Raw genomic sequence first — 23,415 nt, 5'->3', positions numbered from 1 at the left:
GAATCTCCATGTCTGAAATAAATCAGAACGTAAAAGATAGCCGTCAGCAGTATTACCAGCATATTTCCGGGCAGAATCTGACGCCGCTGTGGGAATCGTTACATCACCTGGTACCGCAGACGCCAAACGCCAACTGCGCGCCGGCCTACTGGAATTATCAGGAAATTCGTCCGCTACTGATGGAAAGCGGCAATGTCATTGGCGCGAAAGAGGCGATCCGCCGGGTGCTGGTGCTGGAAAATCCGGCATTGCGCGGTCAGTCGTCGATCACGGCGACCTTATATGCTGGTTTACAGCTGATCCTGCCCGGCGAAGTCGCGCCGAGTCATCGCCATAACCAGTCGGCGCTGCGTTTTATCGTCGAAGGTAAAGGCGCATTTACCGCGGTGGACGGCGAGCGCACGCCAATGCATACCGGCGATTTTATCCTGACGCCGCAGTGGCGCTGGCACGATCATGGTAATCCGGGGTCAGAGCCGGTGGTATGGCTGGATGGTCTGGATCTGCCGTTAGTCAACCTCCTGGGCTGTGGTTTTGCGGAAGACTATCCCGAAGATCAGCAGCCGGTGACGCGAAAAGAGGGCGATTATCTGCCGCGCTATGCAGCGAATATGCTGCCGCTACGCCACCAGCGCGGGAACTCGTCGCCGATTTTCAACTACCGTTACGACCGCAGCCGCGAGGCGCTGCACGATCTGACCCGTATGGGCGATCCGGATGAGTGGGAAGGCTACAAGCTGCGTTACGTTAATCCCGTCACCGGCGGTTATCCGATGCCGTCAATGGGCGCGTTCCTGCAATTGCTGCCAAAAGGCTTTGCCTCGCGTGTGGCGCGGAGCACCGACAGCACTATCTACCACGTCGTTGAAGGGGCAGGGCAGGTCACTATCGGCAACGAAACTTTTCATTTTTCCGCAAAAGACATTTTTGTGGCGCCGACCTGGCATGAGGTGTCGTTTCGCAGCAGCGAAGACACGGTGTTATTCAGCTTTTCGGACAAGCCGGTTCAGGAAGCCCTGGGGCTGTTCCGCGAAGCACGTTATTAATTAGGGAGAGAGAACATGACCAAATATGTATTCCAGCCGCAGGCCCCGGTAACAGTACCCGTGGCGGGCAGTGATGAGCAGTTTCCGGTACGTCGCGTTTACTGCGTGGGTCGCAACTATGCCGCCCATGCCCGTGAAATGGGCTTTGATCCCGATCGCGAACCGCCGTTCTTCTTTTGTAAACCAGCGGACGCTGTCGTCCCGGTAGCGGCGGGGGATACCCTGGAACTGCCGTATCCGGCGCAGACCGATAACTACCATTATGAAATTGAGCTGGTGGTGGCGATTGGTAAAAAGGGGAGCGATATCCCGCTGGAAAAAGCCCATGAATATGTCTGGGGATACGCCACCGGTCTGGACATGACGCGTCGCGATCGTCAGATGGAAATGCGTCAGATGGGACGCCCGTGGGAAATTGGCAAAGCGTTCGATCTCTCCGCGCCCATTGCGCCATTACACAAAGCCGCTGAAACGCATAATGTGGATAACGCCCCTATTTGGCTACAGGTTAACGGCGAAGACCATCAGCGCAGCGATATTCGTCATCTGATTTGGTCGGTGAATGAAACCATCAGCTATTTGTCCGGCTTCTTTGAATTGCAGCCAGGCGATTTGATTTTCACCGGTACGCCAGAGGGGGTGGGCGCAGTGGTGAAAGGGGATGTTATCACCGGGAACGTAGAAGGTCTGACGCCGATTGCTGTGAAAATTGTCTGAGGTGAACGATGAAGCTGTACAGTTTCTTTAATAGTTCGGCGTCTTATCGTGTACGTATTGCGCTGGCGTTAAAGGGGATTGATTACCAGACGGTGGGCGTCAATATTCGTATCGGCCAGCAGAATGCGCTGGCCTACCGACGGATGAATCCGGTAGGCCTGGTGCCGACGCTGGTCACTGATGACGGCGAATCGTTGGGGCAATCGCTGGCCATCGTCGACTGGCTGGACCGACATTTTCCGCAAACGCCGCTGCTGCCGACGAGCGACCCGGCGCGCAGCCAGGCGCTGGAAATTGTCTACGCTATCGCCTGCGATATACACCCAATCAATAACATGCGCGTGTTGCGCTACCTGACCGATGAGCTGAAGGTTAGCGAAGAGGATAAAAAACGCTGGTACGCCCACTGGATACAGCAAGGGTTAAGCGCGGTAGAGCAGCTATTGCGTAAAAGTCAGTCCGGACGATTCTGCGTGGGCGACGCGCCAGGCCTTGCGGACTGCTGCCTGATTCCTCAGTGGGCGAATGCGCTCAGGATGGGCTGCGATTTATCAGGCTATTCGCGCTGTAAAGCCGTTTATGACGCCTGCGTACAGCTACCGGCGTTTATTGCCGCCGCGCCGGAAAATCAACAAGATAAAATCCCGGCCTGAAAAGGAGAATGACCATGACTCACGTGACAAGCGCAATTATTGTAGGTGGCGGAATCGGCGGCGCGGCGACCGCGCTGTCGCTGGCGCGCCAGGGAATAAAAGTCATGCTGTTGGAAAAAGCGCACGAAATTGGCGAGATTGGCGCGGGTATTCAGCTTGGGCCGAACGCTTTTTCGGCGCTGGATAGTCTCGGTGTGGGCGATGTTGCCCGCCAGCGTGCGGTGTTTACCGATCACATTACCATGATGGATGCCGTGAATGCCGAAGAAGTGGTATGCATTGAAACCGGGCAGGCGTTCCGCGACCATTTTGGCGGGCCGTATGCGGTAATTCACCGGGTAGATATTCATGCAACGGTATGGGAAGCGGTGCTGACGCACCCTGGCGTGGAGTATCGTACCTCGACCCATATTGTCGATATCCGCCAGACGCCGGATGACGTTACGGTGTTTGATGAGCAGGGAAATAGCTGGACGGCGGATATTCTCGTGGGCTGCGACGGCGTTAAATCGGTCGTGCGGCAAAGTTTACTCGGCGACGCGCCGCGCGTAACGGGGCATGTAGTCTATCGGGCGGTGATTGATTGCGACGATATGCCGGACGATTTACGTATTAACGCACCGGTGCTGTGGGCAGGCCCGCATTGTCACCTGGTTCATTATCCGCTGCGCGGAGGCCAACAGTACAATCTGGTGGTGACATTCCACAGCCGCCAGCAAGAAGAGTGGGGCGTGAAAGACGGCAGTAAAGAAGAGGTGCTCTCTTATTTTGCCGGCATTCATCCCCGCCCGCGCCAGATGCTGGATAAGCCGACCTCCTGGCGCCGCTGGTCGACCGCCGATCGCGAGCCGGTCGCAAAATGGGGAACCGAGCGTATCACTCTGGTGGGCGACGCCGCGCATCCGGTGGCGCAATATATGGCCCAGGGCGCCTGTATGGCGCTGGAAGACGCCGTCACGCTGGGCAAAGCGCTGGAACGCTGCGACGGCGACGCGCAGCAGGCATTTGCGCTGTATGAGTCGGTGCGTATTCCCCGCACGGCGCGTATCGTCTGGTCTACCCGCGAGATGGGACGTCTCTATCACGCCGCCGGGGTGGAGCGTCAGGTGCGTAATCTGTTGTGGAAAGGGAAATCGCAGGAGGCGTTTTATCGCGGTATCGAATGGCTGTACGGCTGGAAAGAAGATAACTGTCTTGAGCCGCGTTGAGCGCCTTACGTGACGTAGCGTAGCGTTTGCGCCGCCACCCGGCAAAAAGTTTTGCTCATCGCAGAGAGGCGTTATGATAGCGCCTCTTTTTTTGCTGTGGATACCGATATGCGTGTTTTACTGGCGCCGATGGAAGGCGTGCTCGACGCGTTAGTGCGCGAGCTGCTGACCGAAGTGAATGATTACGATCTCTGCATCACCGAATTTGTGCGCGTGGTGGATCAGCTGCTGCCGGTAAAAGTGTTTCATCGCATCTGCCCGGAGTTGCATCACGCCAGCCGCACGCCGTCCGGCACGCCGGTGCGTATTCAGCTTCTGGGCCAGCATCCGCAGTGGCTGGCGGAAAACGCCGCGCGGGCGACGGCGTTGGGATCGTATGGCGTGGACCTGAACTGCGGCTGTCCGTCAAAAGTGGTGAACGGCAGCGGCGGCGGCGCGACATTGCTCAAAGATCCCGAACTCATCTATCAGGGCGCGAAAGCGATGCGGGCCGCGGTACCGTCGCATCTGCCGGTGACGGTAAAAGTGCGTCTCGGCTGGGATAGCGGCGATAGAAAATTTGAAATCGCCGATGCGGTGCAGCAGGCCGGCGCCAGTGAACTGGTGGTGCATGGTCGTACCAAAGCGCAGGGCTACCGCGCCGAGCATATCGACTGGCAGGCGATCGGCGAAATACGCCAGCGTCTGACTATTCCGGTTATCGCGAATGGCGAAATCTGGGACTGGCAGAGCGCGCAGGCATGTATGGCGACCAGCGGCTGCGATGCGGTGATGATCGGCCGTGGGGCGTTAAATATTCCTAACCTGAGTCGGGTGGTGAAGTATAACGAGCCGCGTATGTCGTGGCCGGAAGTAGTGACGTTATTACAAAAATATACCCGACTGGAAAAGCAGGGCGATACCGGTTTATATCATGTCGCGCGTATTAAACAGTGGTTAGGATATTTACGTAAGGAATATATTGAGGCGACGGAACTCTTTCAGTCGATTCGGGCGTTAAATCGTTCGTCCGAGATTGCGCGGGCGATTCAGGATATTAAAATCTAATCTCTACAGCGTCCAGAACGTGTGCCGGGCAGATACTATCGCTGCCCGGCGCAGGAATCAGAAAATCATCTTAAACACGCCCGTTACCACCAACAGCCCAATCAGAAAAATAATTAAGATTGCCCATAGAAGAATTTTCATTGTTTGTCCCTTTATTGGTAAATACAAACAAAGTATAGGAAAGTATTAAGCCATCTGCTGCTTTGTTGGGCGCGGCGACGTTTAACTCATGAAGGCTGCTGGCGCGTATTGCAGCAAAATCGTTCATTTATTAACGGGTTAATGGGGCTTTACATTGAATCATTACATCAAAAAATGTATCAGATGAAATTATTTGCTAATCATATAAATTTCAAAATATGTCTTTTGTTGTCTGATGATGTATTGCCACGCGTAACTAAAAAATAGATCGCCGTAAGACGTACTCTCTGCGCACCTTTTTTTATCAGAACACCTCCATGAATCGTAATTCTTTCCTTGCCGCGACAGCGAGCTTACCGCTTTTTATTTTGCTGGCGGGCTGCGCCCCCATGCACGATACCCGCCAGTCGCTGACCCAGCAGACGCCCTCTTCTCATGTTGATTCCAGCCTGCCGGCGGCATTGAAAAACGGTTGGCCGGATAGCCAGTGGTGGAAGGCGTATCACGATGCGCAGCTTGACGCGCTGATTGATAATGCCATACAGCATTCGCCGGATATGCAGGTGGCTGAACAGCGTATTCAACTGGCGGAAGCGCAGGCGAAAGCGGTTGAGGCGCAGGACGGCCCGCAGCTCGACTTTTCTGCCGACATTGAGCGCCAGCGAATGTCCGCGGAAGGGCTGATGGGGCCATTCGCGATTACCGACCCCGCGGCGGGAACGACCGGGCCGTGGTATACCAACGGTACATTCGGCCTGACGGCGGGCTGGGATCTGGATTTATGGGGGAAAAACCGCGCTGAAGTTACCGCGCGGATCGGGGCGGTCAAAGCGCGCGAAGCGGAGCAGGAGCAGACCCGACAACTGCTGGCAAGCGGCGTGGCGCGACTCTACTGGGAGTGGCAGACGCAGGCGGCGCTGAAAAATGTGCTGATGCAAATCGAGCATGAGCAGCAAAATGTGGTGACGGTAAACCGGGAGCTGTATCAACACGGCATTACTTCTTCTGTTGAAGGGGTCGAGACCGATATCGACGCCAGCAAAACCCAGCAGCAGCTGAATGACGTTAACGGTAAAATGAAGGTGATTGAAGCGCGGCTCAGCGCGTTAACCAATACGCAATCGGCGGCGCTCAAGCTGCGTCAGGTGAGTCTCCCCGCCGTTGAAAGCCAGTTACCGTCGCAACTGGGCTATTCTTTGCTGGCGCGCCGGGCGGATCTACAGGCCGCGCACTGGTACATTGAATCCTCGTTGAGCAGCATTGACGCCGCGAAGGCCGCGTTTTATCCCGATATCAATCTGATGGCTTTTTTACAGCAGGATGCGTTACATCTTAGCGATCTGTTCCGCCATTCCGCACAGCAATATGGCATTACCGGCGGGCTGACGCTGCCGATTTTCGACAGCGGCAGGCTGAATGCCAACCTCGATATCGCCAAAGCGCAAAGCAACCTTTCTATCGCCAACTACAACAAAGCGGTGGTAGATGCGGTTAATGATGTGGCGCGCGCCGCCAGTCAGGTAGAGACGCTGGCGCAGAAAAATCAGCATCAGCAGCAGATTGAGCATGACGCGCAGCGTGTGGTCGGTCTGGCGCAAGCGCGCTTTAATGCCGGTATTATTGCGGGTTCCCGCGTGAGCGAGGCCAAAATCCCGGCACTGCGCGAGCAGTGTAACGGCTTGCTGTTGCAGGGCCAGTGGCTGGATGCCTCTATTCAGCTTACCAGCGCGCTGGGCGGCGGTTATCATTCCTGATTTTTCCGGATGATTCAGACAGGGTTCCTATACTTAGGCTGTGTATGATTCATCCGGAGAGGAATATGACCAAAGTCGCAATTGTAACGGCATCAGATTCGGGAATTGGCAAAGCGTGTGCGTTGTTATTAGCACAAAACGGTTTTGATATTGGTATCACCTGGCATTCCGATGAACGCGGCGCGCAGGAGACGGCGAAAAAAGCAGCGCAGTTTGGTGTGCGGGCAGAGACCATTCATCTTGACCTGAGCCAGTTACCCGAGGGCGCGCAGGCCATTGAACATCTTATCCAGCGCCTGGGGCGCGTTGACGTGCTGGTCAATAATGCCGGGGCGATGACCAAATCCGCGTTTATTGATATGCCGTTTACGCAGTGGCGGCAAATTTTTACCGTGGATGTCGATGGCGCGTTTCTCTGCGCGCAGATCGCCGCCCGGCATATGATTAAACAAGGAGAGGGAGGGCGTATTATCAACATCACCTCCGTCCATGAGCATACGCCGCTTCCGCAAGCCAGCGCCTATACCGCGGCGAAACATGCGCTGGGGGGATTGACTAAATCCATGGCGCTGGAACTGATTGAACATCATATTTTGGTCAACGCCGTCGCGCCAGGCGCTATCGCCACGCCGATGAATGATATGGATGACAGCGACATTGAGCCGGGATCGGAACCCTCGATCCCTATTGCCCGACCGGGTTCTACGCATGAAATAGCCAGCCTCGTCGCCTGGCTGTGTTCGGAAGGAGCAAGCTATACCACCGGTCAGTCGCTGATTGTCGACGGCGGATTTATGCTGGCGAATCCGCAATTCAACGCCAAATAAACGCCGGGTGCCGGATGGCGGCGTTATGCCATCCGGATACCATCGGGTTTAACGGGCCTCCGCTTTGCCGCGTCTTTTCAGCCACCAGCGCACGCCCACTACCAGGACGATGGCCAGAATCAGCCAGACCCCGTGCCTGAGATGCTGATCGAGGTCGTGCAGCCATGGCGCGATCACCTCGCCGCCAAGATATCCCAGCGTGGTAAACAGCAGCGCCCAGATCAGCGCGCCTACAATATTCAGCGGCAGAAAAATTTTAGGCGGCAGGCGGCTGGCGCCAATCAGCAGCGGGCCAACCACCCGGAAGCCGTACATAAAACGCGTGCCGATCACAAACAGATACGGATGGCGTTGGATCATTTTCTGTGCGCGACGAATCTTCGTATGATAACGCGGGAAACGACGCAGGATCTTCCCGCCATAGCATCGTCCTAACAGGTAAAGTAGCTGATCGCCCATCATCCCTCCCAGCGCGACGGCCGCCGCCACCAGCGGAAACTTGAGCAATCCCTGATGCGCCGCGACGCCCCCCAACAGGGTAACGGTTTCACCTTCGGCCATACTGCCGATAACCAGCGCCGCATATCCATAATGCGTAATAAGCGTGTTGATATCCATGCGTAAACCACCTCCGGCATTAAGCATACACCCTGGCAAGAGGCGTGCGCGGCAAAGCCGACGTTTTGCCGGAGACTATTTTGCCATTGCTCATAAAATAACCAGAAACTGAATTATACTTGAACATACTGGCATCTGAGGCAGCAGAAGGGGGCAGTATGAACCATGTATGGGGGCTTTTTTCCCATCCCGATCGGGAAATGCAGGTGATCAAAAGCGAAAACGAAACCGTTTCGCATCATTATACGCACCATGTTTTGCTGATGGCGGCGATTCCCGTCGTCTGCGCCTTTATCGGCACGACGCAAATCGGCTGGAATTTTGGCGACGGCAACGTGTTACAACTCTCGCTGTTTACCGCTTTTGCGCTGGCGGTCTTGTTCTACGGCGTGATGCTGGCGGGCGTCGCGGTGATGGGACGCGTCATCTGGTGGATGGCGCGAAACTATCCGCAACGGCCATCGCTTGCGCGCTGTATGGTTTTTGCCGGCTATGTCGCGACGCCGCTGTTTTTAAGTGGTCTGGTGGCGCTCTATCCCCTGGTATGGCTATGCGCTTTGGTCGGCGCTGTCGCGCTTTTTTACACCGGCTATTTGCTGTATTTGGGTATTCCGACTTTCCTTAACATTAATAGAGAGGAGGGATTAAGCTTCTCCAGTTCGACGCTCGCTATCGGCGTACTGGTCCTGGAGGTGCTGCTGGCGATCACCGTGATCCTGTGGGGATATGGCTACCGCCTGTTCTGATGCGAAAAAGGGCTGGCGCAAAAGCCAGCAATGCAGCATTTGCTGACGATTCTTCTGTAGCGGCAACGCTGGCGTGCCGCTATGATGCCACTGCTAGCTTGAGTATAATCTTAGCTCAGGCGGTGTGCGTTACGACGCGCGTGAATCATTATCAGAAATCTCATCATGCTGAAATTCCGAGCTTCATTCCTGAGCCTTGCTCTGATGTTGGCCGTTCCTTTTGCCCCGCAGGCTGTGGCGAAAACGGCAGCGACAACCGCGGCGTCTCAACCTGAGATTGCCTCCGGTAGCGCAATGATTGTTGATCTCAACACCAATAAAGTGATCTATTCGAACCACCCGGATCTGGTGCGTCCGATTGCCTCGATAACCAAATTAATGACGGCGATGGTCGTGCTCGACGCGCGATTGCCGCTGGATGAAATACTGAAGGTCGATATCAGCCAGACGCCGGAAATGAAAGGGGTTTACTCCCGCGTGCGCCTGAACAGCGAAATTAGCCGCAAAAATATGTTGCTGCTGGCGTTGATGTCATCCGAAAACCGTGCGGCGGCAAGCCTGGCGCACTATTATCCCGGCGGTTATAACGCGTTTATTAAAGCGATGAATGCGAAGGCGAAAGCGTTGGGCATGACGCATACCCGCTTCGTTGAGCCGACGGGGCTGTCGATTCATAACGTCTCGACCGCGCGGGATTTAACAAAATTGCTGATTGCCACGAAGCAATACCCGCTGATTGGCCAGCTAAGCACCACGCGCGAAGATATGGCGACATTCTCGCATCCGGCGTATACGCTGCCATTTCGCAATACCAACCATTTGGTCTACCGTGATAACTGGAATATCCAGTTAACGAAAACCGGCTTTACCAATGCGGCGGGGCATTGCCTGGTGATGCGTACCGTGATCAATAACAAACCGGTCGCGCTGGTGGTCATGGACGCGTTCGGCAAATATACCCACTTTGCGGACGCCAGCCGCCTGCGTACATGGATTGAAACCGGTAAAGTCATGCCCGTTCCGGCTGCCGCGCTGAGCTATAAAAAGCAAAAAGCCGCGCAAATGGCGGCAGCCAGCGCCAGTGCCGGAGCGCAAACCGCACAGAACGATTAAGTCGCCGCAGGCCCGGCAGGCATCGCGCCGCCGGGCTTCACGGTAAACCGCACGGTGTTAATGCGTTTCGTCGGGCGTATTTTCCTGCCAGAATTTCCGCTTACTCGTTTTGCCGATACCGGGGTTCATACTGTTGGTTGGGTCATTTTGCCGATAAAAACGCGTCAGCGTTTCCGGCGCTTTATACAGATGTCCAACGTTGTGCTCCGCCGGGTATTGTGCCCCGCGCGCCTGCAACAGCTCCAGCATTTGCGCTTTCAGCGCATGGACGTCGACGCCTTTCTTCACGATATAGTCCTGATGAAAAACGTGGCACATAAAGTGGCCGTAATAGAGTTTATGTACCAGTTGGCTGTCGATTTCCGGCGGCAGATGCTCGAACCAGTCGGTATCGTTGCGGCGCAGGGCGATATCCAGCGCCAGGATATCTTCCACTTCATCAGCGTGTACGGCCTGATAACGAATCGCCGCGCCAGCAGCGGCGAAGCGGTGCAGGAAGGCTTTGCTGCCTTCTTCCGGCGTACAGGTAAAGAAACCGCCCTCAGCGGATTTAAAAAATTCATTCAGCCAGCGTTGCGCTTCTGCGACGCCGTCTCCCGCCATTTTTAACAGCAGATGATGCTCATATTTATCGCGCCAGTTTTTCATTCGCGGCGGCAGATGGCTGGGAAACAGATGGCCGAATTTCTGCATCGCGCGGTCGGTGAAATGCGGACGGAAAAATTTTACTTTTTCCAGCATCGCATCGGTTCGGCCTTTTAGCGTGAAAAAGAATGGCATCTTGTCGGTGCCGAGTTTATCGATCATCAGAAAGGTATCTTTACCGTACTGCTCCGCAATATCGTAGATATCGCGATGCATATATTCTCCCGCCACTGGCAGATTGTCGAAGTTCGCCAGAATATGCCGACGGATTTCAGTCAGTACTGCGGGCTGATTGGTGCCGATATAAAAAACCTGCTGATTTTTTTCCGCTGCAAAGGTATCAAGGCGAACGGCAAAAACCGCCAGTTTTCCGGCGCAGCCGGAAGATTCAAACAAACGGTCCGGGTCGGCGTTATAGCGGGCGGGCGTATCGGCGTTGATATCTCGTACCCGTGTCACATAGTCGTGATCGTGCGCATGACGACCATCGTGACGCACATCCTCATCTTTAATCCGTTCATCATCCAGCTTGCTCAGGATCTGCTCCGGGGTATGCCCAAGATCGATACCCAGATGATTGACCAGTTGCAGTTTGCCTTGCTCGTCAATACGGGCAAAGAGCGACATCTCGGTATAGGCCGGGCCGCGCTGCACCAGCGAGCCGCCGGAGTTATTACAGATGCCGCCGATGACCGACGCGCCGATACACGACGAACCAATCACCGAGTGCGGTTCACGGCCCAGCGGTTTAAGCGCTTTTTCCAGCGCATAGAGCGTCGTACCGGGCCAGGCCAGAACCTGTTGGCCGTTATCCAGTAAGTGCAGCTTATCCAGCCGCTGGGTGCTGATAATCACAATATCGCGATCGTAGTCGTTGCCGTTCGGCGTGGAGCCTTCCGTCAGACCGGTGTTGGCGGCCTGCATCAGAATAATTTTGTCAGCGTTAACGCAGGCGTTGAGCACACGCCACAGTTCCAGTAATGAACCCGGGAAAACAACGGCCAGCGCGTCGCCCTGACCGGAACGGAAACCCTTGCGATAGCGGGCGGTTTTGGCGGGGTCTGTCAGCAGGTGAGAATGGCCTACCAGGCGGGCCAGCTCATTCAGGAACGTTTTATTATCAGTCATTGTTATGGAAGACATTCTCCACTCCTTGTGGTGGGACAAAATATCAGCGTTAAGCATAGCGCTTGGTATGACAATACGCTTTCTCATTCAAATTGTCTCTGTGTTGGTGGTATTCATTTGCCGCCTTGATACCATTTGCTGGCGGTTGCGTATTCGACTGTGCGGAAAATTAGGAGAATAACCTTCGCTTTCTTCTCCTCTCGCGTTTAGGCTTATGGCAAACTGCGGTTTTTATTCTGTTTTTACCGCCTCGTCGGGATAAAGATAAAGAGAGACTCAACATGAAATGGTTATGTTCAGTAGGTGTTGCTGTGAGTCTGGCGATGCAGCCAGCATTGGCGGAAAACCTGTTTGGCAATCACCCGCTGACGCCCGAAGCGCGCGACGCGTTCGTCACGGATTTACTCAAGAAAATGACTGTCGATGAAAAAATTGGTCAGTTACGTCTGATTAGCGTCGGCCCTGATAACCCGAAAGAAGCGATTCGCGAGATGATCAAAGACGGGCAGGTAGGGGCGATTTTCAATACCGTCACCCGCCAGGATATCCGTCAAATGCAGGATCAGGTGATGGCGTTGAGCCGCCTGAAAATTCCTCTTTTTTTTGCCTATGACGTGGTACACGGCCAGCGAACCGTCTTCCCGATAAGCCTCGGTCTGGCTTCTTCTTTTAATCTGGATGCGGTAAGAACCGTAGGACGCGTATCGGCGTATGAAGCGGCGGACGACGGTCTGAATATGACCTGGGCGCCGATGGTGGATGTCTCCCGCGATCCGCGTTGGGGACGCGCCTCCGAAGGCTTTGGCGAAGATACATATTTAACCTCCATCATGGGCGAAACCATGGTGAAAGCGATGCAGGGCAAAAGCCCGGCGGACCGCTATTCGGTGATGACCAGCGTGAAACATTTTGCCGCCTATGGCGCCGTTGAAGGCGGTAAAGAATACAACACCGTGGATATGAGTTCCCAGCGTCTGTTTAATGACTATATGCCGCCATACAAAGCGGGGCTGGATGCGGGGAGCGGCGCGGTGATGGTGGCGCTGAACTCGCTGAACGGCACGCCTGCGACGTCAGATTCCTGGCTATTGAAAGATGTCCTGCGCGATGAGTGGGGCTTTAAGGGAATTACCGTTTCCGACCACGGCGCTATTAAAGAACTGATTAAACACGGCACCGCGGCCGACCCGGAAGATGCGGTGCGCGTGGCGCTAAAGGCAGGGGTGGATATGAGCATGGCGGATGAGTATTACAGCAAATATCTGCCGGGCCTGATTAAGTCGGGCAAAGTGACGATGGCGGAACTGGACGACGCGACGCGCCATGTGCTCAACGTAAAATATGACATGGGATTGTTTAACGACCCCTATAGCCATCTGGGGCCGAAAGAGAGCGACCCGGTGGACACCAATGCCGAAAGCCGCCTGCATCGTAAAGAGGCGCGGGAAGTGGCGCGGGAAAGTGTGGTACTGCTGAAAAACCGGCTGGAAACGCTGCCGTTGAAAAAATCGGGCACCATTGCCGTTGTTGGGCCACTGGCCGACAGTCAACGTGATGTAATGGGAAGCTGGTCTGCTGCTGGGGTCGCGAATCAGTCGGTGACGGTGCTGGCGGGTATTCAAAATGCCGTCGGCGACGGGGCGAAGATCCTCTATGCCAAAGGGGCGAATATCACTAACGATAAAGATATCGTCGATTTCTTAAACCTGTATGAAGAGGCAGTGAAAATCGATCCGCGCTCACCGCAGGCGATGATTGATGAGGCGGTGCAGGCGGCGAAACAGGCCGATGTGGTGGTCGCGGTGGTAGGCGAGTCGCAGGGGATGGCGCATGAAGCCTCCAGCCGTACCAATATCACCATTCCGCAGAGTCAGCGCGACTTAATCACCGCTCTGAAAGCCACCGGTAAGCCGCTGGTACTGGTATTAATGAACGGCAGACCGCTGGCGCTGGTAAAAGAAGATCAACAGGCCGATGCGATTCTGGAGACCTGGTTTGCCGGGACGGAAGGCGGCAACGCCATTGCCGATGTGCTGTTTGGCGATTACAACCCGTCAGGCAAACTGCCGATCTCCTTCCCGCGTTCGGTGGGACAAATTCCGGTCTATTACAGCCATCTCAATACGGGACGCCCGTATAATCCTGAAAAGCCAAACAAATACACCTCACGTTATTTTGACGAAGCGAATGGCCCGCTCTATCCGTTTGGTTACGGTCTGAGCTACACCACATTTACGGTGTCTGACGTCACGCTCTCCTCACCGACAATGCAACGCGACGGCAAAGTCACGGCCAGCGTAGAGGTCACGAACACCGGTAAACGCGAAGGGGCAACGGTCATCCAGATGTACTTACAGGATGTCACGGCGTCAATGAGCCGCCCGGTGAAGCAATTAAAAGGCTTTGAAAAAATCACCCTCAAGCCCGGCGAAAGTAAAACCGTGAGTTTCCCGATTGATATCGAGGCGTTGAAGTTCTGGAATCAGCAGATGAAATATGACGCGGAACCCGGCAAGTTCAACGTCTTTATCGGCGTGGATTCCGCTCGCGTTAAACAAGGATCGTTCGAGCTACTGTAAGCCTGCCGTCAACAGGGCGCGATAGCAGCGCCCTGTCTGGCAATGACTTTTCCTGTCCCCCCTTTTATTGCCTGCCACGTCACTTAAACTGCCGGAAAATCCCAGGTTAAACGCAGACTTTTCAACTATGCTTTTTTCTCAAGTCTCTGAAAAAGGCCGTAAAAGGATGAGGAAAGCATCATGACGATCTCAAAGCTATGGGTAAGTTCGCTGGCGTTGCTGGCGACGGTGAGTTTACCTCTACAGGCGGCATCACCCGTGACGGTCGGGTCAAAGATTGATACCGAAGGCGCGCTGCTCGGCAACATGATTTTGCAGGTACTGGAAAGCCACGGCGTTAAAACGGTCAATAAAATTCAGCTCGGGACGACGCCAGTCGTTCGTGGCGCGATTACCGCCGGAGAGCTGGATATCTATCCGGAATACACCGGTAACGGGGCGTTCTTTTTTAAAGATGAAAACGATCCGGCATGGAAAAATGCAAAGCAAGGCTTTGAGAAAGTCAAAAAACTGGATGCGGAGCAGAATAAGCTGGTCTGGTTGACGCCTGCGCCGGCCAACAACACCTGGACCATCGCGGTACGCCAGGACATCGCGGAAAAAAATAAACTCTCCTCGCTTGCCGATCTCAGCCGTTATCTGAAAGAGGGCGGCACTTTTAAACTGGCGGCGTCTGCGGAATTTATCGAACGGGCGGATGCGCTGCCGGCATTTGAAAAAGCCTATGATTTTACCTTGAATCAGAACCAGCTCTTGTCGCTGGCGGGCGGCGATACGGCGGTCACGATCAAAGCCGCCGCGCAACAAACATCCGGCGTTAACGCCGCGATGGCGTATGGCACCGACGGCCCGGTCGCCGCGCTGGGTCTGCAAACCCTGAGCGACCCGAAAGGCGTCCAGCCTATCTATGCGCCCGCGCCGGTAGTACGTGAATCGGTGTTACAGGCCTATCCGCAGATAGCCGACTGGCTGCAGCCCGTTTTCGCCAGCCTTGATGAGAAAACGCTGCAACAGTTGAACGCCAGAATCGCCGTAGAAGGGCTGGATGCGAAAAAAGTCGCCGCAGATTACCTCCGACAAAAAGGGTGGGTGAAGTAATCTGTGAGTGATGCTGCCAAAAAAATCACGGTTAATCGTGTGCTGTTGCTGTTGGTTGTTCTGACCCTGCTTGCTGTCGCGCTGCCTTTCATTAATTACGCCCCGAATCGTCTGGTGAGCGGCGAGGGGCGCCAGTTATGGGAGATCTGGCCGGCGACCATCTGGATGCTGACTGGCGCGGGATGCGCGCTGTTTACGTTGTGCTTTGTACCCGGTAAACGCGGTAGCGTACTGACGCTGATGATGGCGCAGACGCTTTTTATTGTCATGCTGTGGGGAGTCGGCAGGGCGGCGACCCAGTTGGCGCAGGAGGGCAGTCCGCTGGCGCGTACCAGTCTGGGAAGTGGATTGTGGCTGGGCCTCGGTCTGATGTTGCTGGCCTGTAGCGATGCGATCCGCCGTATTACCACTGGGCCGCTGTGGCGCTGGTTGCTGCACGCGCAAATTGTCATTGTCCCGCTGGTGCTGCTGTTTTCAGGCACGTTCGACAACCTCTCGCTTCTGAAAGAGTATACCAACCGCCAGGATGTTTTCGATGCCGCGCTGGTGCAACATTTGATGTTACTGGCGGGCACGGTGCTGCCGGCGCTGGCGATCGGACTACCGTTGGGCGTCTGGTGTTATTTTTCCGCCTCACGCCAGGGGCCGGTATTTACCGTGCTGAATGTGATCCAGACTATTCCTTCCGTCGCGCTGTTTGGCCTGCTGATTGCGCCGTTGGCCGGGCTGGTGAAACAGTTTCCGTGGCTTGCCGAATTCGGCGTCGCGGGAACCGGCATGACGCCTGCGCTGATAGCGCTGGTGCTCTATGCGTTATTGCCGCTGGTGCGCGGCGTGGTCGCCGGGCTCAATCAGGTGCCGCGCGATGTGCTGGAGAGCGCAAGAGCAATGGGAATGAGTAGCGGCCAGCGCTTCAGGCATGTGCAACTGCCGCTGGCGCTGCCGGTCTTTTTACGTAGCCTGCGGGTAGTCATGGTCCAGACAGTGGGAATGGCCGTCGTCGCCGCGCTGATTGGCGCGGGAGGTTTCGGCGCGCTGGTGTTTCAGGGGCTATTGAGCAGCGCCATTGATTTAGTCCTGTTGGGCGTCATTCCGGTGATTGCGCTGGCGGTAGTGATCGACGCGCTGTTTGATTTATGGATCGCGTTTTTGAAGGGAGCAACCGATGATTGAATTTAACCATGTCAGTAAAACCTTCGGCGATCAACAGGCTGTTAGCGACCTCAATTTGCACTTTAGCGAAGGCAGCTTTTCGGTGTTAATTGGCACCTCCGGCTCGGGAAAATCGACCACTCTGAAGATGATTAACCGGCTGGTAGAGCATGATAGCGGAACGATCCGTTTTGCCGGGGAAGAGATCCGCAGCCTGCCGGTGCTTGAACTGCGCCGTCGCATGGGCTATGCCATTCAGTCTATCGGTCTTTTTCCCCACTGGACGGTGGCGCAAAATATCGCCACCGTACCGCAACTACAAAAGTGGTCGCGTGCGCGGATTAACGATCGTATTGATGAACTGATGGCATTATTGGGTCTGGAAAGCGCGCTGCGCGATCGCTATCCGCATCAGCTTTCCGGCGGGCAACAGCAGCGGGTCGGCGTTGCGCGGGCGCTGGCTGCCGATCCGCAGGTATTGCTGATGGACGAGCCTTTCGGCGCGCTTGATCCGGTAACGCGCGGCGCATTGCAGCAGGAGATGACCCGCATTCATCAGCTACTGGGACGCACTATCGTACTGGTGACGCACGACATCGACGAGGCGCTACGCCTCGCCGACCATCTGGTGCTGATGGACGGGGGCCACGTTATCCAACAGGGATCGCCGCTTTCTATGCTGACCTCGCCGGAAAATGATTTCGTGCAGGCGTTTTTTGGCCGCAGCGAGCTGGGCGTAAGGCTGCTTTCGTTACGTAGCGTAGGCGATTATGTACGCCGGCATGAACAGCTCAGCGGCGATGCGCTGGTGGAAGAGATGACGCTACGCGATGCGCTATCGATGTTTGTCGCCCGTCGGTGCGACGTCCTGCCGGTGGCGAATCAGCAGGGCGAGCCCTGCGGTACGCTCCATTTCCGCGATCTGCTTTCGGAGACGTCCCCCCGTGAAACGACTGTGTGATCCGCTTCTCTGGCTTATTGTTCTGTTCTTGCTTCTGCTGTTTGGATTGCCTTATAGCCAGCCGTTCTTCGCCGCGCTGTTTCCCGATTTACCGCGCCCGGTCTACCAACAGGAGAGTTTTGCCGCCCTCGCGCTCGCCCATTTCTGGTTGGTGGGCATCTCAAGTTTGTTTGCCGTCGTGGTGGGCGTCGGCGCAGGGATTGCGGTCACGCGAGAAAGTGGGAAAGAGTTTCGTCCCCTGGTGGAGACTATCGCCGCCGTCGGGCAGACCTTTCCGCCGGTCGCGGTACTGGCGATCGCGGTACCCGTCATGGGTTTTGGTCAGCAACCGGCCATTATCGCCTTGATCCTGTATGGGGTGTTGCCCATCCTGCAGGCGACCCTGGCCGGGCTGGGCGCGGTGCCTGCCAGCGTGATGAGCGTTGCCAGCGGTATGGGAATGAGCCGTCGCCAACAGTTGTATCAGGTTGAGCTGCCGCTGGCCGCGCCGGTGATTCTGGCGGGCATCCGAACCTCGGTGATTATCAATATTGGTACGGCGACCATCGCTTCAACGGTGGGGGCCAGTACGTTAGGCACGCCGATCATTATCGGGCTTAGCGGCTTTAATACGGCCTATGTTATCCAGGGGGCGCTGCTGGTGGCGCTGGCGGCGATCATTATCGATCGCCTGTTTGAAAGGCTGACGCGCGCGCTTACCCGGCACGCAAAATAAAACTGTAACCTGCCAGCATCACGCCGCCGATACCGCCAATAGCCATCAGCAGGAAAAGGGCGATCACCCCGATTTTCGCTACGCGCATTATGTACTCCTTATGTTAATAAAAGGAGTATACATTAAAGCGAATTTGTTAGCTGCTGTTTAAACGCCAAGGGGATGAATGTCGCGTCCCTGGGCGCGCCATGCCAGGAGTTGCTGCTGCTGCGCCAGCGTCTGGTTTTCTCCGCACCATACCAGTAACGTCTTGCCGTCAAACAGTTCCGGGCGGAACTGGCTAAGCGAATGCGCCAACACGTCGATTCGCCATCCCTGTTGGCTGGCGACCCAACCTTCCAGCCACAGGCGGGTGGTATCATGGATATTCCAGCCGATCACCAACGCATCTTTTCCCTGTTTCTTACGCGCAGACGCCAGGCAGAGCGCAATATAGTTGATCAGGATACCGTCAAGAATGCCGAGCAGCGCCTGAAGGGCGGGTTGTTGGCACTGTAATCGTCGCCGCAGCGGGACGAACAGGTTAGTGGTCAATGTTTGGGCTGGATAATCCTGACCGCGTTCTTTGACCCATAACCGTAAACTGTGCAGATTACTGCTTTGCAGATAGTGCAGCAGGATCTCCTGCTGTTCGCGCCAGCCGTTAGGTTGTTCGCTACTGTCGCTACTGAGCAGCACTTTGACTTTGCTGACCTGGACGCCGTTATCTATCCAGCGCTTGATTTCGCGGATTCTGTCGATATCGGCATCGTTAAACAGACGATGACCGCCATCCGTTCGCTGTGGTTTTAAAAGTCCATAACGTCTCTGCCACGCGCGCAACGTGACAGGATTGATATCACAAAGCAAAGCCACTTCACCAATTGTGTAAAGCGCCATCGTTTCACCCTTGCTCGCGAGGTCCCGGTTTAACTTTAGACGCTCTTTTAGGAACCAGGAAGTTTTGCCTGTTTTTTATGCATTAAAACGCGAAGTAGCGGGTTGCGGCGCGGCGTTTAAGTGATCGTATTCACGAATTCATATTTTTATGCAACAGTTCAAAGAAAGTTAATCGTACTCAATGTATGTTACGCGCTTTTAATTGAAGTGTGGTTTGCGGGTATGTACGAGTTTAATCTGGTGTTGCTGCTGCTTCAGCAGATGTGCGTGTTTCTGGTCATTGCGTGGCTAATGAGTAAAACGCGCCTGTTCATCCCGCTTATGCAGGTCACGGTTCGTCTGCCGCACAAGCTTCTGTGTTACGTCACGTTTTCTATCTTCTGCATTATGGGCACTTATTTTGGGCTGCATATCGAAGATTCGATTGCCAATACCCGTGCGATTGGCGCGGTGATGGGCGGCCTACTCGGCGGGCCGGTCGTCGGCGGGCTGGTCGGTCTGACCGGTGGGTTACATCGGTATTCTATGGGCGGCATGACGGCGCTGAGCTGTATGATTTCCACCATCGTCGAAGGGCTGCTGGGCGGGTTGGTACACAGCGTTCTCATACGTCGCGGACGCCCGGACAAAGTGTTTAGCCCGCTGACGGCGGGAGCAATTACGTGTGTTGCCGAACTGGTGCAGATGCTGATCATTTTACTGATAGCCAGGCCGTTTGACGATGCCCTGCATCTGGTCAGTAATATTGCCGCGCCGATGATGGTGACGAATACCGTTGGCGCCGCGCTGTTCATGCGTATTTTGCTCGATAAGCGCGCCATGTTCGAAAAATATACTTCGGCATTTTCTGCTACCGCGCTGAAGGTCGCCGCGTCAACGGAGGGGATTCTGCGTCAGGGATTTAACGAAGTGAACAGTATGAAGGTGGCGCAGGTGTTATATCAGGAGCTGGATATCGGCGCCGTCGCCATCACCGATCGCGAAAAACTGCTGGCTTTTACTGGTATTGGCGACGATCACCATCTACCGGGCAAACCCATTTCATCAGGTTATACGCTGAAAGCAATTGAAACCGGAGAGGTGGTTTATGCCGATGGCAACGAAGTGCCGTACCGCTGTTCGCTACACCCGCAGTGTAAACTCGGCTCGACGCTGGTGATCCCGCTGCGTGGCGAAAATCAGCGAGTCATGGGCACCATTAAATTGTACGAAGCGAAAAACCGGCTGTTCAGCTCAATTAACCGCACTCTGGGAGAGGGTATTGCGCAGCTTTTATCCGCGCAGATCCTGGCCGGGCAGTATGAACGGCAGAAGGCGTTGCTGACGCAGTCAGAGATCAAGCTGTTGCACGCGCAGGTGAATCCGCATTTTCTGTTTAACGCGCTCAATACCATTAAAGCGGTGATTCGTCGTGACAGCGAACAGGCCAGCCAACTGGTGCAGTACTTGTCGACCTTTTTTCGCAAAAATTTAAAACGCCCGTCGGAAATCGTCACGCTGGCGGATGAAATTGAACACGTGAACGCTTATCTGCAAATTGAAAAAGCGCGTTTTCAGTCGCGTCTGCAGGTACAGCTTGATGTTCCATCGACGCTTTCACGTCAGAAATTGCCTGCGTTTACATTACAGCCGATTGTTGAGAACGCCATTAAACATGGCACGTCGCAATTGCTTGATACCGGCAACGTCGCTATTCGCGCCCGGCGCGAAGGGCAGCATTTGATGTTAGATATTGAGGATAATGCGGGACTGTATCAGCCTTCCGCCGGCAGTAGCGGGCTGGGGATGAGTCTGGTTGATAAACGTCTGCGCGAACACTTTGGCGATGATTATGGTATTAGCGTGGCCTGCGAGCCGGACTGTTTTACCCGAATTACATTACGACTTCCACTGGAGGAGGACGCATGATTAAAGTGCTGATTGTGGATGATGAGCCGTTAGCGCGGGAAAATCTGCGGATTTTGCTCCAGGGGCAGGATGACATTGAGATTGTGGGGGAGTGCGCGAACGCGGTAGAAGCGATTGGCGCGGTACATAAGCTGCGACCTGATGTGCTGTTTCTGGATATTCAGATGCCGCGTATCAGTGGACTGGAGATGGTAGGAATGCTTGACCCGGAACACCGCCCGTATATCGTTTTTTTGACCGCGTTTGACGAATACGCCATCAAAGCCTTTGAAGAACACGCTTTTGATTATCTGCTCAAGCCGATAGAGGAGAAACGGCTGGAAAAAACGTTACATCGTCTGCGTCAGGAGCGCAGTAAACAGGATGTTTCGTTGCTGCCGGAAAACCAGCAGGCGCTTAAATTCATTCCCTGTACCGGACACAGCCGGATCTATTTGTTGCAAATGGATGATGTCGCCTTTGTCAGTAGCCGTATGAGCGGCGTTTATGTGACCAGCAGTGAAGGTAAAGAGGGGTTTACCGAGCTGACGCTGCGCACGCTGGAAAGCCGGACGCCGCTACTGCGTTGTCATCGTCAGTTTCTGGTGAATATGGCCCATTTGCAGGAAATTCGGCTGGAGGATAATGGGCAGGCAGAGCTGATTTTACGCAACGGCCTGACGGTGCCGGTAAGCCGTCGCTATCTGAAAAGTTTAAAAGAGGCGATTGGCCTGTAAAAGACTGTTAGAATATCGTTTTGCCATAGAAACGACCGAAGGCCTCATGCTGAGTAACGATATTCTGCGTAGCGTGCGCTACATTTTAAAAGCTAATAATACCGATCTGGCGCGTATCCTGGCGCTGGGTAACGTTGATGCTACGCCGGAGCAGATTGCAATCTGGTTGCGCAAAGAAGAGGAAGAGGGGTTTCAGCGTTGCCCGGATATCGTGTTGTCCTCATTTCTCAATGGCCTCATTTATGAAAAACGCGGCAAAGATGAGGCGGCGCCTGCATTGACGGCGGAACGTCGTATCAACAACAATATTGTGCTGAAAAAGCTGCGTATTGCCTTTTCGCTAAAAACAGATGATATCCTGGCGATACTTACCGGTCAGTTGTTTCGTGTCTCAATGCCAGAGATCACCGCGATGATGCGCGCGCCGGATCATAAGAACTTCCGCGAATGCGGCGATCAGTTTATGCGTTATTTTCTGCGCGGTCTGGCGGCCCGTGAACACGCGGCGAAGTAATTCTGCGGTATTGTTCCCGGCAGCGTCCTGTCTGACCGGGAAAACGCATTATTATACTAATTGATTCTATGATACCCGCTCTCTTCCAACAGTTTCTGCGAGCGAATCATTGACAGATAGTACGCGGAACAGTTGTCAATTGATGATCCTGGCAATTTACAGAGGTCGCTTATTTTTGCCTGGGTAAAATCAATATCCACATATTCCGTAGCATAGCTATCATAATAGTCGATTCGTTCAGTCAAACCCGGCATACCCTGATAAGCTTCGCCGACTTGACTCAGCATTTTTTGTGCCTCTTCTTTATTATTGGCTTTCAGGGTTTTATAAAGTATTTTATGTTCAGATATTTGACGTAAAACGATATCCCCTTTGTAGTAATAGGTTAACTTGATTTCAATACCGTTGAGATTACCTGCATAGCGTTGTGTTTCCTCTGACTCTTTGCTAGCGGCTATCTTCTTGATAAACGCTGTCATGTTATTTTGCTTTCCCTGGAGAGTATCGTTTTTCTGATCGCAGCCAGTTATGCTAACCGATAGAGAGAGCGCGAATAGTGGCAGTGCCATAAGGCGTAGAACCTGCATAACAATTCCTTGTCGTTAAGTATTGGTGTGGCCAGGAATTCAGGGATTATAGGCTTTGGCGAGGGGACTTACAGCGAGGCTGTCTTTTTTCGGAATTCATAAAGAAAAGACGCTGCCGAAGCAGCGCCCTGAGCGACTTTACCAGTCGATGCAATACATTATGCCTGCCAGTTATTTCGCTTCTTTAAAACCAGCAGCTTCCAGCAGCGTCTGGGTTTGTTTCATGCTGATACCTTTGCTGGTATCGCCGGACACCATCGTCCCTGAGATTTGCTGTAACGCTTTAAAGTCCACTTTTTCCATATCCACAGAGACGTTTTCCTGGGCATAGGTATCTTCATAGGTTAATTTTTCTTCCACTCCGGCGATATTTTTATATTTCGCGCTCAGCGGATCGAGAATTTTGGCGGCATCTTCTTTCGTTTTAGCGCCTACAGTGGCATAGCTGATTTTACTTTCAGACGTCTGCTTAATGATTTTGTCACCTTTATAGGTGTAAGTAATTGAAATTTCTGTCCCCGCCAGGTTTGCGTTAAAGGTCTTTGATTCTTCTTTATCGCCACAGCCAGCAAGAGAGAACACCAGTACGGAAGCCAAAGCCGCGGACAATAACTTGCCAGAAATTTTCATCTAAAACTCCATTTTATATAATGATTGGGTTTT

The 23,415-nt window shown here is 54.3% G+C and carries 24 protein-coding genes; 17 read left to right on the top strand and 7 right to left on the bottom strand.

Annotation, left to right across the window (positions count from 1 at the left end; genetic code table 11):
• Positions 1-8: 8 nt before the first annotated feature.
• The 5 genes from gtdA (at position 9) to dusC (ending at position 4,671) form a co-directional block, all read left to right on the top strand.
• Positions 9-1,046: a gentisate 1,2-dioxygenase gene (gene gtdA / locus ABVN36_RS18060; RefSeq protein WP_001289857.1), complete on the top strand. Its 1,038-nt coding sequence runs from the start codon at positions 9-11 to the stop codon at positions 1,044-1,046.
• A 15-nt stretch (positions 1,047-1,061) separates the two neighbouring features.
• Positions 1,062-1,763: a fumarylacetoacetate hydrolase family protein gene (locus tag ABVN36_RS18055; RefSeq protein ID WP_000170621.1), complete on the top strand. Its 702-nt coding sequence runs from the start codon at positions 1,062-1,064 to the stop codon at positions 1,761-1,763.
• Positions 1,764-1,771: 8 nt separating this feature from the next.
• Positions 1,772-2,416 (top strand): maleylacetoacetate isomerase, encoded by a 645-nt coding sequence (gene maiA, locus ABVN36_RS18050; protein WP_023138366.1) that lies wholly within the window; start codon positions 1,772-1,774, stop codon positions 2,414-2,416.
• A gap of 14 nt (positions 2,417-2,430) precedes the next feature.
• On the top strand, positions 2,431-3,624 hold the full coding sequence (locus tag ABVN36_RS18045; protein WP_000150103.1) for a 3-hydroxybenzoate 6-monooxygenase: 1,194 nt from the start codon (positions 2,431-2,433) through the stop codon (positions 3,622-3,624).
• Positions 3,625-3,732: 108 nt separating this feature from the next.
• Entirely contained in the window at positions 3,733-4,671 is a 939-nt protein-coding gene (gene dusC, locus ABVN36_RS18040; protein ID WP_023138367.1) for a tRNA dihydrouridine(16) synthase DusC, read from the top strand.
• 57 nt (positions 4,672-4,728) lie between these two features.
• Here the strand turns inward: dusC and yohP are convergent, their stop codons facing one another.
• Positions 4,729-4,812: a small membrane protein YohP gene (gene yohP / locus ABVN36_RS18035; RefSeq protein WP_000698460.1), complete on the bottom strand. Its 84-nt coding sequence runs from the start codon at positions 4,810-4,812 to the stop codon at positions 4,729-4,731.
• A 317-nt stretch (positions 4,813-5,129) separates the two neighbouring features.
• Between yohP and mdtQ the strand changes: the two genes are divergently transcribed.
• Both mdtQ and ABVN36_RS18025 read left to right on the top strand, forming a co-directional pair.
• Complete coding sequence (gene mdtQ, locus ABVN36_RS18030; protein WP_001081457.1) at positions 5,130-6,566, top strand: multidrug resistance outer membrane protein MdtQ; 1,437 nt, start codon at positions 5,130-5,132, stop codon at positions 6,564-6,566.
• Positions 6,567-6,631: 65 nt separating this feature from the next.
• Positions 6,632-7,393, top strand: a complete 762-nt coding sequence (locus tag ABVN36_RS18025; RefSeq protein ID WP_000169608.1) for an SDR family oxidoreductase — start codon at positions 6,632-6,634, stop codon at positions 7,391-7,393.
• Between the two features lie 48 nt (positions 7,394-7,441).
• Here the strand turns inward: ABVN36_RS18025 and ABVN36_RS18020 are convergent, their stop codons facing one another.
• Positions 7,442-8,011: a DedA family protein gene (locus ABVN36_RS18020; protein WP_001523476.1), complete on the bottom strand. Its 570-nt coding sequence runs from the start codon at positions 8,009-8,011 to the stop codon at positions 7,442-7,444.
• A 158-nt stretch (positions 8,012-8,169) separates the two neighbouring features.
• On the opposite strand from ABVN36_RS18020, the gene ABVN36_RS18015 reads away from it, so the two are divergent.
• The gene (locus ABVN36_RS18015; protein WP_001017057.1) at positions 8,170-8,757 is read left to right on the top strand and encodes a Yip1 family protein; all 588 of its coding nucleotides are present in this window, start codon (positions 8,170-8,172) and stop codon (positions 8,755-8,757) included.
• Between the two features lie 165 nt (positions 8,758-8,922).
• Positions 8,923-9,870 (top strand): D-alanyl-D-alanine endopeptidase, encoded by a 948-nt coding sequence (gene pbpG, locus ABVN36_RS18010; RefSeq protein WP_000911555.1) that lies wholly within the window; start codon positions 8,923-8,925, stop codon positions 9,868-9,870.
• Positions 9,871-9,927: 57 nt separating this feature from the next.
• Here the strand turns inward: pbpG and dld are convergent, their stop codons facing one another.
• Positions 9,928-11,658 carry a D-lactate dehydrogenase gene (dld, locus tag ABVN36_RS18005; protein WP_000095234.1) on the bottom strand — a complete coding sequence of 577 codons (1,731 nt, stop codon included), beginning with the start codon at positions 11,656-11,658 and terminating at the stop codon, positions 9,928-9,930.
• 266 nt (positions 11,659-11,924) lie between these two features.
• Here dld and bglX point away from each other — a divergent pair, with 266 nt between their 5' ends.
• From bglX to ABVN36_RS17980, 5 genes are all read left to right on the top strand, one after another.
• Positions 11,925-14,222: a beta-glucosidase BglX gene (bglX, locus tag ABVN36_RS18000; protein ID WP_000871555.1), complete on the top strand. Its 2,298-nt coding sequence runs from the start codon at positions 11,925-11,927 to the stop codon at positions 14,220-14,222.
• 180 nt (positions 14,223-14,402) lie between these two features.
• Complete coding sequence (locus ABVN36_RS17995) at positions 14,403-15,320, top strand: ABC transporter substrate-binding protein (RefSeq protein WP_000155876.1); 918 nt, start codon at positions 14,403-14,405, stop codon at positions 15,318-15,320.
• Positions 15,321-15,323: 3 nt separating this feature from the next.
• Positions 15,324-16,493, top strand: coding sequence for an ABC transporter permease (locus ABVN36_RS17990; RefSeq protein WP_001278117.1), 1,170 nt, complete (start codon positions 15,324-15,326; stop codon positions 16,491-16,493).
• Positions 16,486-17,433, top strand: a complete 948-nt coding sequence (locus tag ABVN36_RS17985; RefSeq protein WP_000569166.1) for an ABC transporter ATP-binding protein — start codon at positions 16,486-16,488, stop codon at positions 17,431-17,433. Before ABVN36_RS17990 ends, ABVN36_RS17985 begins: the two co-directional genes overlap by 8 nt.
• Positions 17,417-18,148, top strand: coding sequence for an ABC transporter permease (locus ABVN36_RS17980; RefSeq protein WP_000824854.1), 732 nt, complete (start codon positions 17,417-17,419; stop codon positions 18,146-18,148). The genes ABVN36_RS17985 and ABVN36_RS17980 overlap by 17 nt, the downstream gene beginning before the upstream one ends.
• Here the strand turns inward: ABVN36_RS17980 and ABVN36_RS17975 are convergent.
• Positions 18,129-18,236 carry a protein YohO gene (locus tag ABVN36_RS17975; RefSeq protein ID WP_001261696.1) on the bottom strand — a complete coding sequence of 36 codons (108 nt, stop codon included), beginning with the start codon at positions 18,234-18,236 and terminating at the stop codon, positions 18,129-18,131. The two genes, ABVN36_RS17980 and ABVN36_RS17975, sit on opposite strands and share 20 nt — an antisense overlap.
• Positions 18,237-18,295: 59 nt before the next feature.
• A complete protein-coding gene (mlrA, locus tag ABVN36_RS17970; protein WP_001240418.1) occupies positions 18,296-19,027 on the bottom strand; it encodes an HTH-type transcriptional regulator MlrA in 732 nt (243 codons plus the stop codon).
• Positions 19,028-19,249: 222 nt separating this feature from the next.
• Here mlrA and ABVN36_RS17965 point away from each other — a divergent pair, with 222 nt between their 5' ends.
• From ABVN36_RS17965 to ABVN36_RS17955, 3 genes are read left to right on the top strand one after another with little or no spacing between them, the layout of a single operon-like run.
• A complete protein-coding gene (locus ABVN36_RS17965; protein ID WP_000272850.1) occupies positions 19,250-20,935 on the top strand; it encodes a sensor histidine kinase in 1,686 nt (561 codons plus the stop codon).
• Entirely contained in the window at positions 20,932-21,651 is a 720-nt protein-coding gene (btsR, locus tag ABVN36_RS17960) for a two-component system response regulator BtsR (RefSeq protein ID WP_000598637.1), read from the top strand. The genes ABVN36_RS17965 and btsR overlap by 4 nt, the downstream gene beginning before the upstream one ends.
• 46 nt (positions 21,652-21,697) lie before the next feature.
• Positions 21,698-22,165, top strand: coding sequence for a DUF1456 family protein (locus tag ABVN36_RS17955; protein WP_000950413.1), 468 nt, complete (start codon positions 21,698-21,700; stop codon positions 22,163-22,165).
• A gap of 56 nt (positions 22,166-22,221) precedes the next feature.
• Here ABVN36_RS17955 and ABVN36_RS17950 read toward each other — a convergent pair whose 3' ends face one another.
• Together ABVN36_RS17950 and ABVN36_RS17945 are read right to left on the bottom strand one after the other, a co-directional pair.
• Positions 22,222-22,752 (bottom strand): YehR family lipoprotein, encoded by a 531-nt coding sequence (locus ABVN36_RS17950; protein WP_023138368.1) that lies wholly within the window; start codon positions 22,750-22,752, stop codon positions 22,222-22,224.
• Positions 22,753-22,923: 171 nt separating this feature from the next.
• The gene (locus ABVN36_RS17945; RefSeq protein WP_000703137.1) at positions 22,924-23,382 is read right to left on the bottom strand and encodes a YehR family lipoprotein; all 459 of its coding nucleotides are present in this window, start codon (positions 23,380-23,382) and stop codon (positions 22,924-22,926) included.
• Positions 23,383-23,415 lie beyond the last annotated feature (33 nt).

This window comes from Salmonella sp. SJTUF15581, from assembly GCF_043356775.1.
Lineage (GTDB): Bacteria > Pseudomonadota > Gammaproteobacteria > Enterobacterales > Enterobacteriaceae > Salmonella > Salmonella enterica.
The sequence above is the reverse complement of the archived record's forward strand: the minus strand, read 5'-3'. Positions and strand labels throughout refer to the sequence as shown.

What these genes read in the sequence shown, in the direction of transcription:
- gtdA (WP_001289857.1), top strand. Translation starts at nt 9, where the DNA reads ATGTCTGAAATAAATCAGAACGTAAAAGATAGCCGTCAGCAGTATTAC.
- ABVN36_RS18055 (WP_000170621.1), top strand. Translation starts at nt 1,062, where the DNA reads ATGACCAAATATGTATTCCAGCCGCAGGCCCCGGTAACAGTACCCGTG.
- maiA (WP_023138366.1), top strand. Translation starts at nt 1,772, where the DNA reads ATGAAGCTGTACAGTTTCTTTAATAGTTCGGCGTCTTATCGTGTACGT.
- ABVN36_RS18045 (WP_000150103.1), top strand. Translation starts at nt 2,431, where the DNA reads ATGACTCACGTGACAAGCGCAATTATTGTAGGTGGCGGAATCGGCGGC.
- dusC (WP_023138367.1), top strand. Translation starts at nt 3,733, where the DNA reads ATGCGTGTTTTACTGGCGCCGATGGAAGGCGTGCTCGACGCGTTAGTG.
- yohP (WP_000698460.1), bottom strand. Translation starts at nt 4,812, where the DNA reads ATGAAAATTCTTCTATGGGCAATCTTAATTATTTTTCTGATTGGGCTG.
- mdtQ (WP_001081457.1), top strand. Translation starts at nt 5,130, where the DNA reads ATGAATCGTAATTCTTTCCTTGCCGCGACAGCGAGCTTACCGCTTTTT.
- ABVN36_RS18025 (WP_000169608.1), top strand. Translation starts at nt 6,632, where the DNA reads ATGACCAAAGTCGCAATTGTAACGGCATCAGATTCGGGAATTGGCAAA.
- ABVN36_RS18020 (WP_001523476.1), bottom strand. Translation starts at nt 8,011, where the DNA reads ATGGATATCAACACGCTTATTACGCATTATGGATATGCGGCGCTGGTT.
- ABVN36_RS18015 (WP_001017057.1), top strand. Translation starts at nt 8,170, where the DNA reads ATGAACCATGTATGGGGGCTTTTTTCCCATCCCGATCGGGAAATGCAG.
- pbpG (WP_000911555.1), top strand. Translation starts at nt 8,923, where the DNA reads ATGCTGAAATTCCGAGCTTCATTCCTGAGCCTTGCTCTGATGTTGGCC.
- dld (WP_000095234.1), bottom strand. Translation starts at nt 11,658, where the DNA reads ATGTCTTCCATAACAATGACTGATAATAAAACGTTCCTGAATGAGCTG.
- bglX (WP_000871555.1), top strand. Translation starts at nt 11,925, where the DNA reads ATGAAATGGTTATGTTCAGTAGGTGTTGCTGTGAGTCTGGCGATGCAG.
- ABVN36_RS17995 (WP_000155876.1), top strand. Translation starts at nt 14,403, where the DNA reads ATGACGATCTCAAAGCTATGGGTAAGTTCGCTGGCGTTGCTGGCGACG.
- ABVN36_RS17985 (WP_000569166.1), top strand. Translation starts at nt 16,486, where the DNA reads ATGATTGAATTTAACCATGTCAGTAAAACCTTCGGCGATCAACAGGCT.
- ABVN36_RS17975 (WP_001261696.1), bottom strand. Translation starts at nt 18,236, where the DNA reads ATGCGCGTAGCGAAAATCGGGGTGATCGCCCTTTTCCTGCTGATGGCT.
- mlrA (WP_001240418.1), bottom strand. Translation starts at nt 19,027, where the DNA reads ATGGCGCTTTACACAATTGGTGAAGTGGCTTTGCTTTGTGATATCAAT.
- ABVN36_RS17965 (WP_000272850.1), top strand. Translation starts at nt 19,250, where the DNA reads ATGTACGAGTTTAATCTGGTGTTGCTGCTGCTTCAGCAGATGTGCGTG.
- btsR (WP_000598637.1), top strand. Translation starts at nt 20,932, where the DNA reads ATGATTAAAGTGCTGATTGTGGATGATGAGCCGTTAGCGCGGGAAAAT.
- ABVN36_RS17955 (WP_000950413.1), top strand. Translation starts at nt 21,698, where the DNA reads ATGCTGAGTAACGATATTCTGCGTAGCGTGCGCTACATTTTAAAAGCT.
- ABVN36_RS17950 (WP_023138368.1), bottom strand. Translation starts at nt 22,752, where the DNA reads ATGCAGGTTCTACGCCTTATGGCACTGCCACTATTCGCGCTCTCTCTA.
- ABVN36_RS17945 (WP_000703137.1), bottom strand. Translation starts at nt 23,382, where the DNA reads ATGAAAATTTCTGGCAAGTTATTGTCCGCGGCTTTGGCTTCCGTACTG.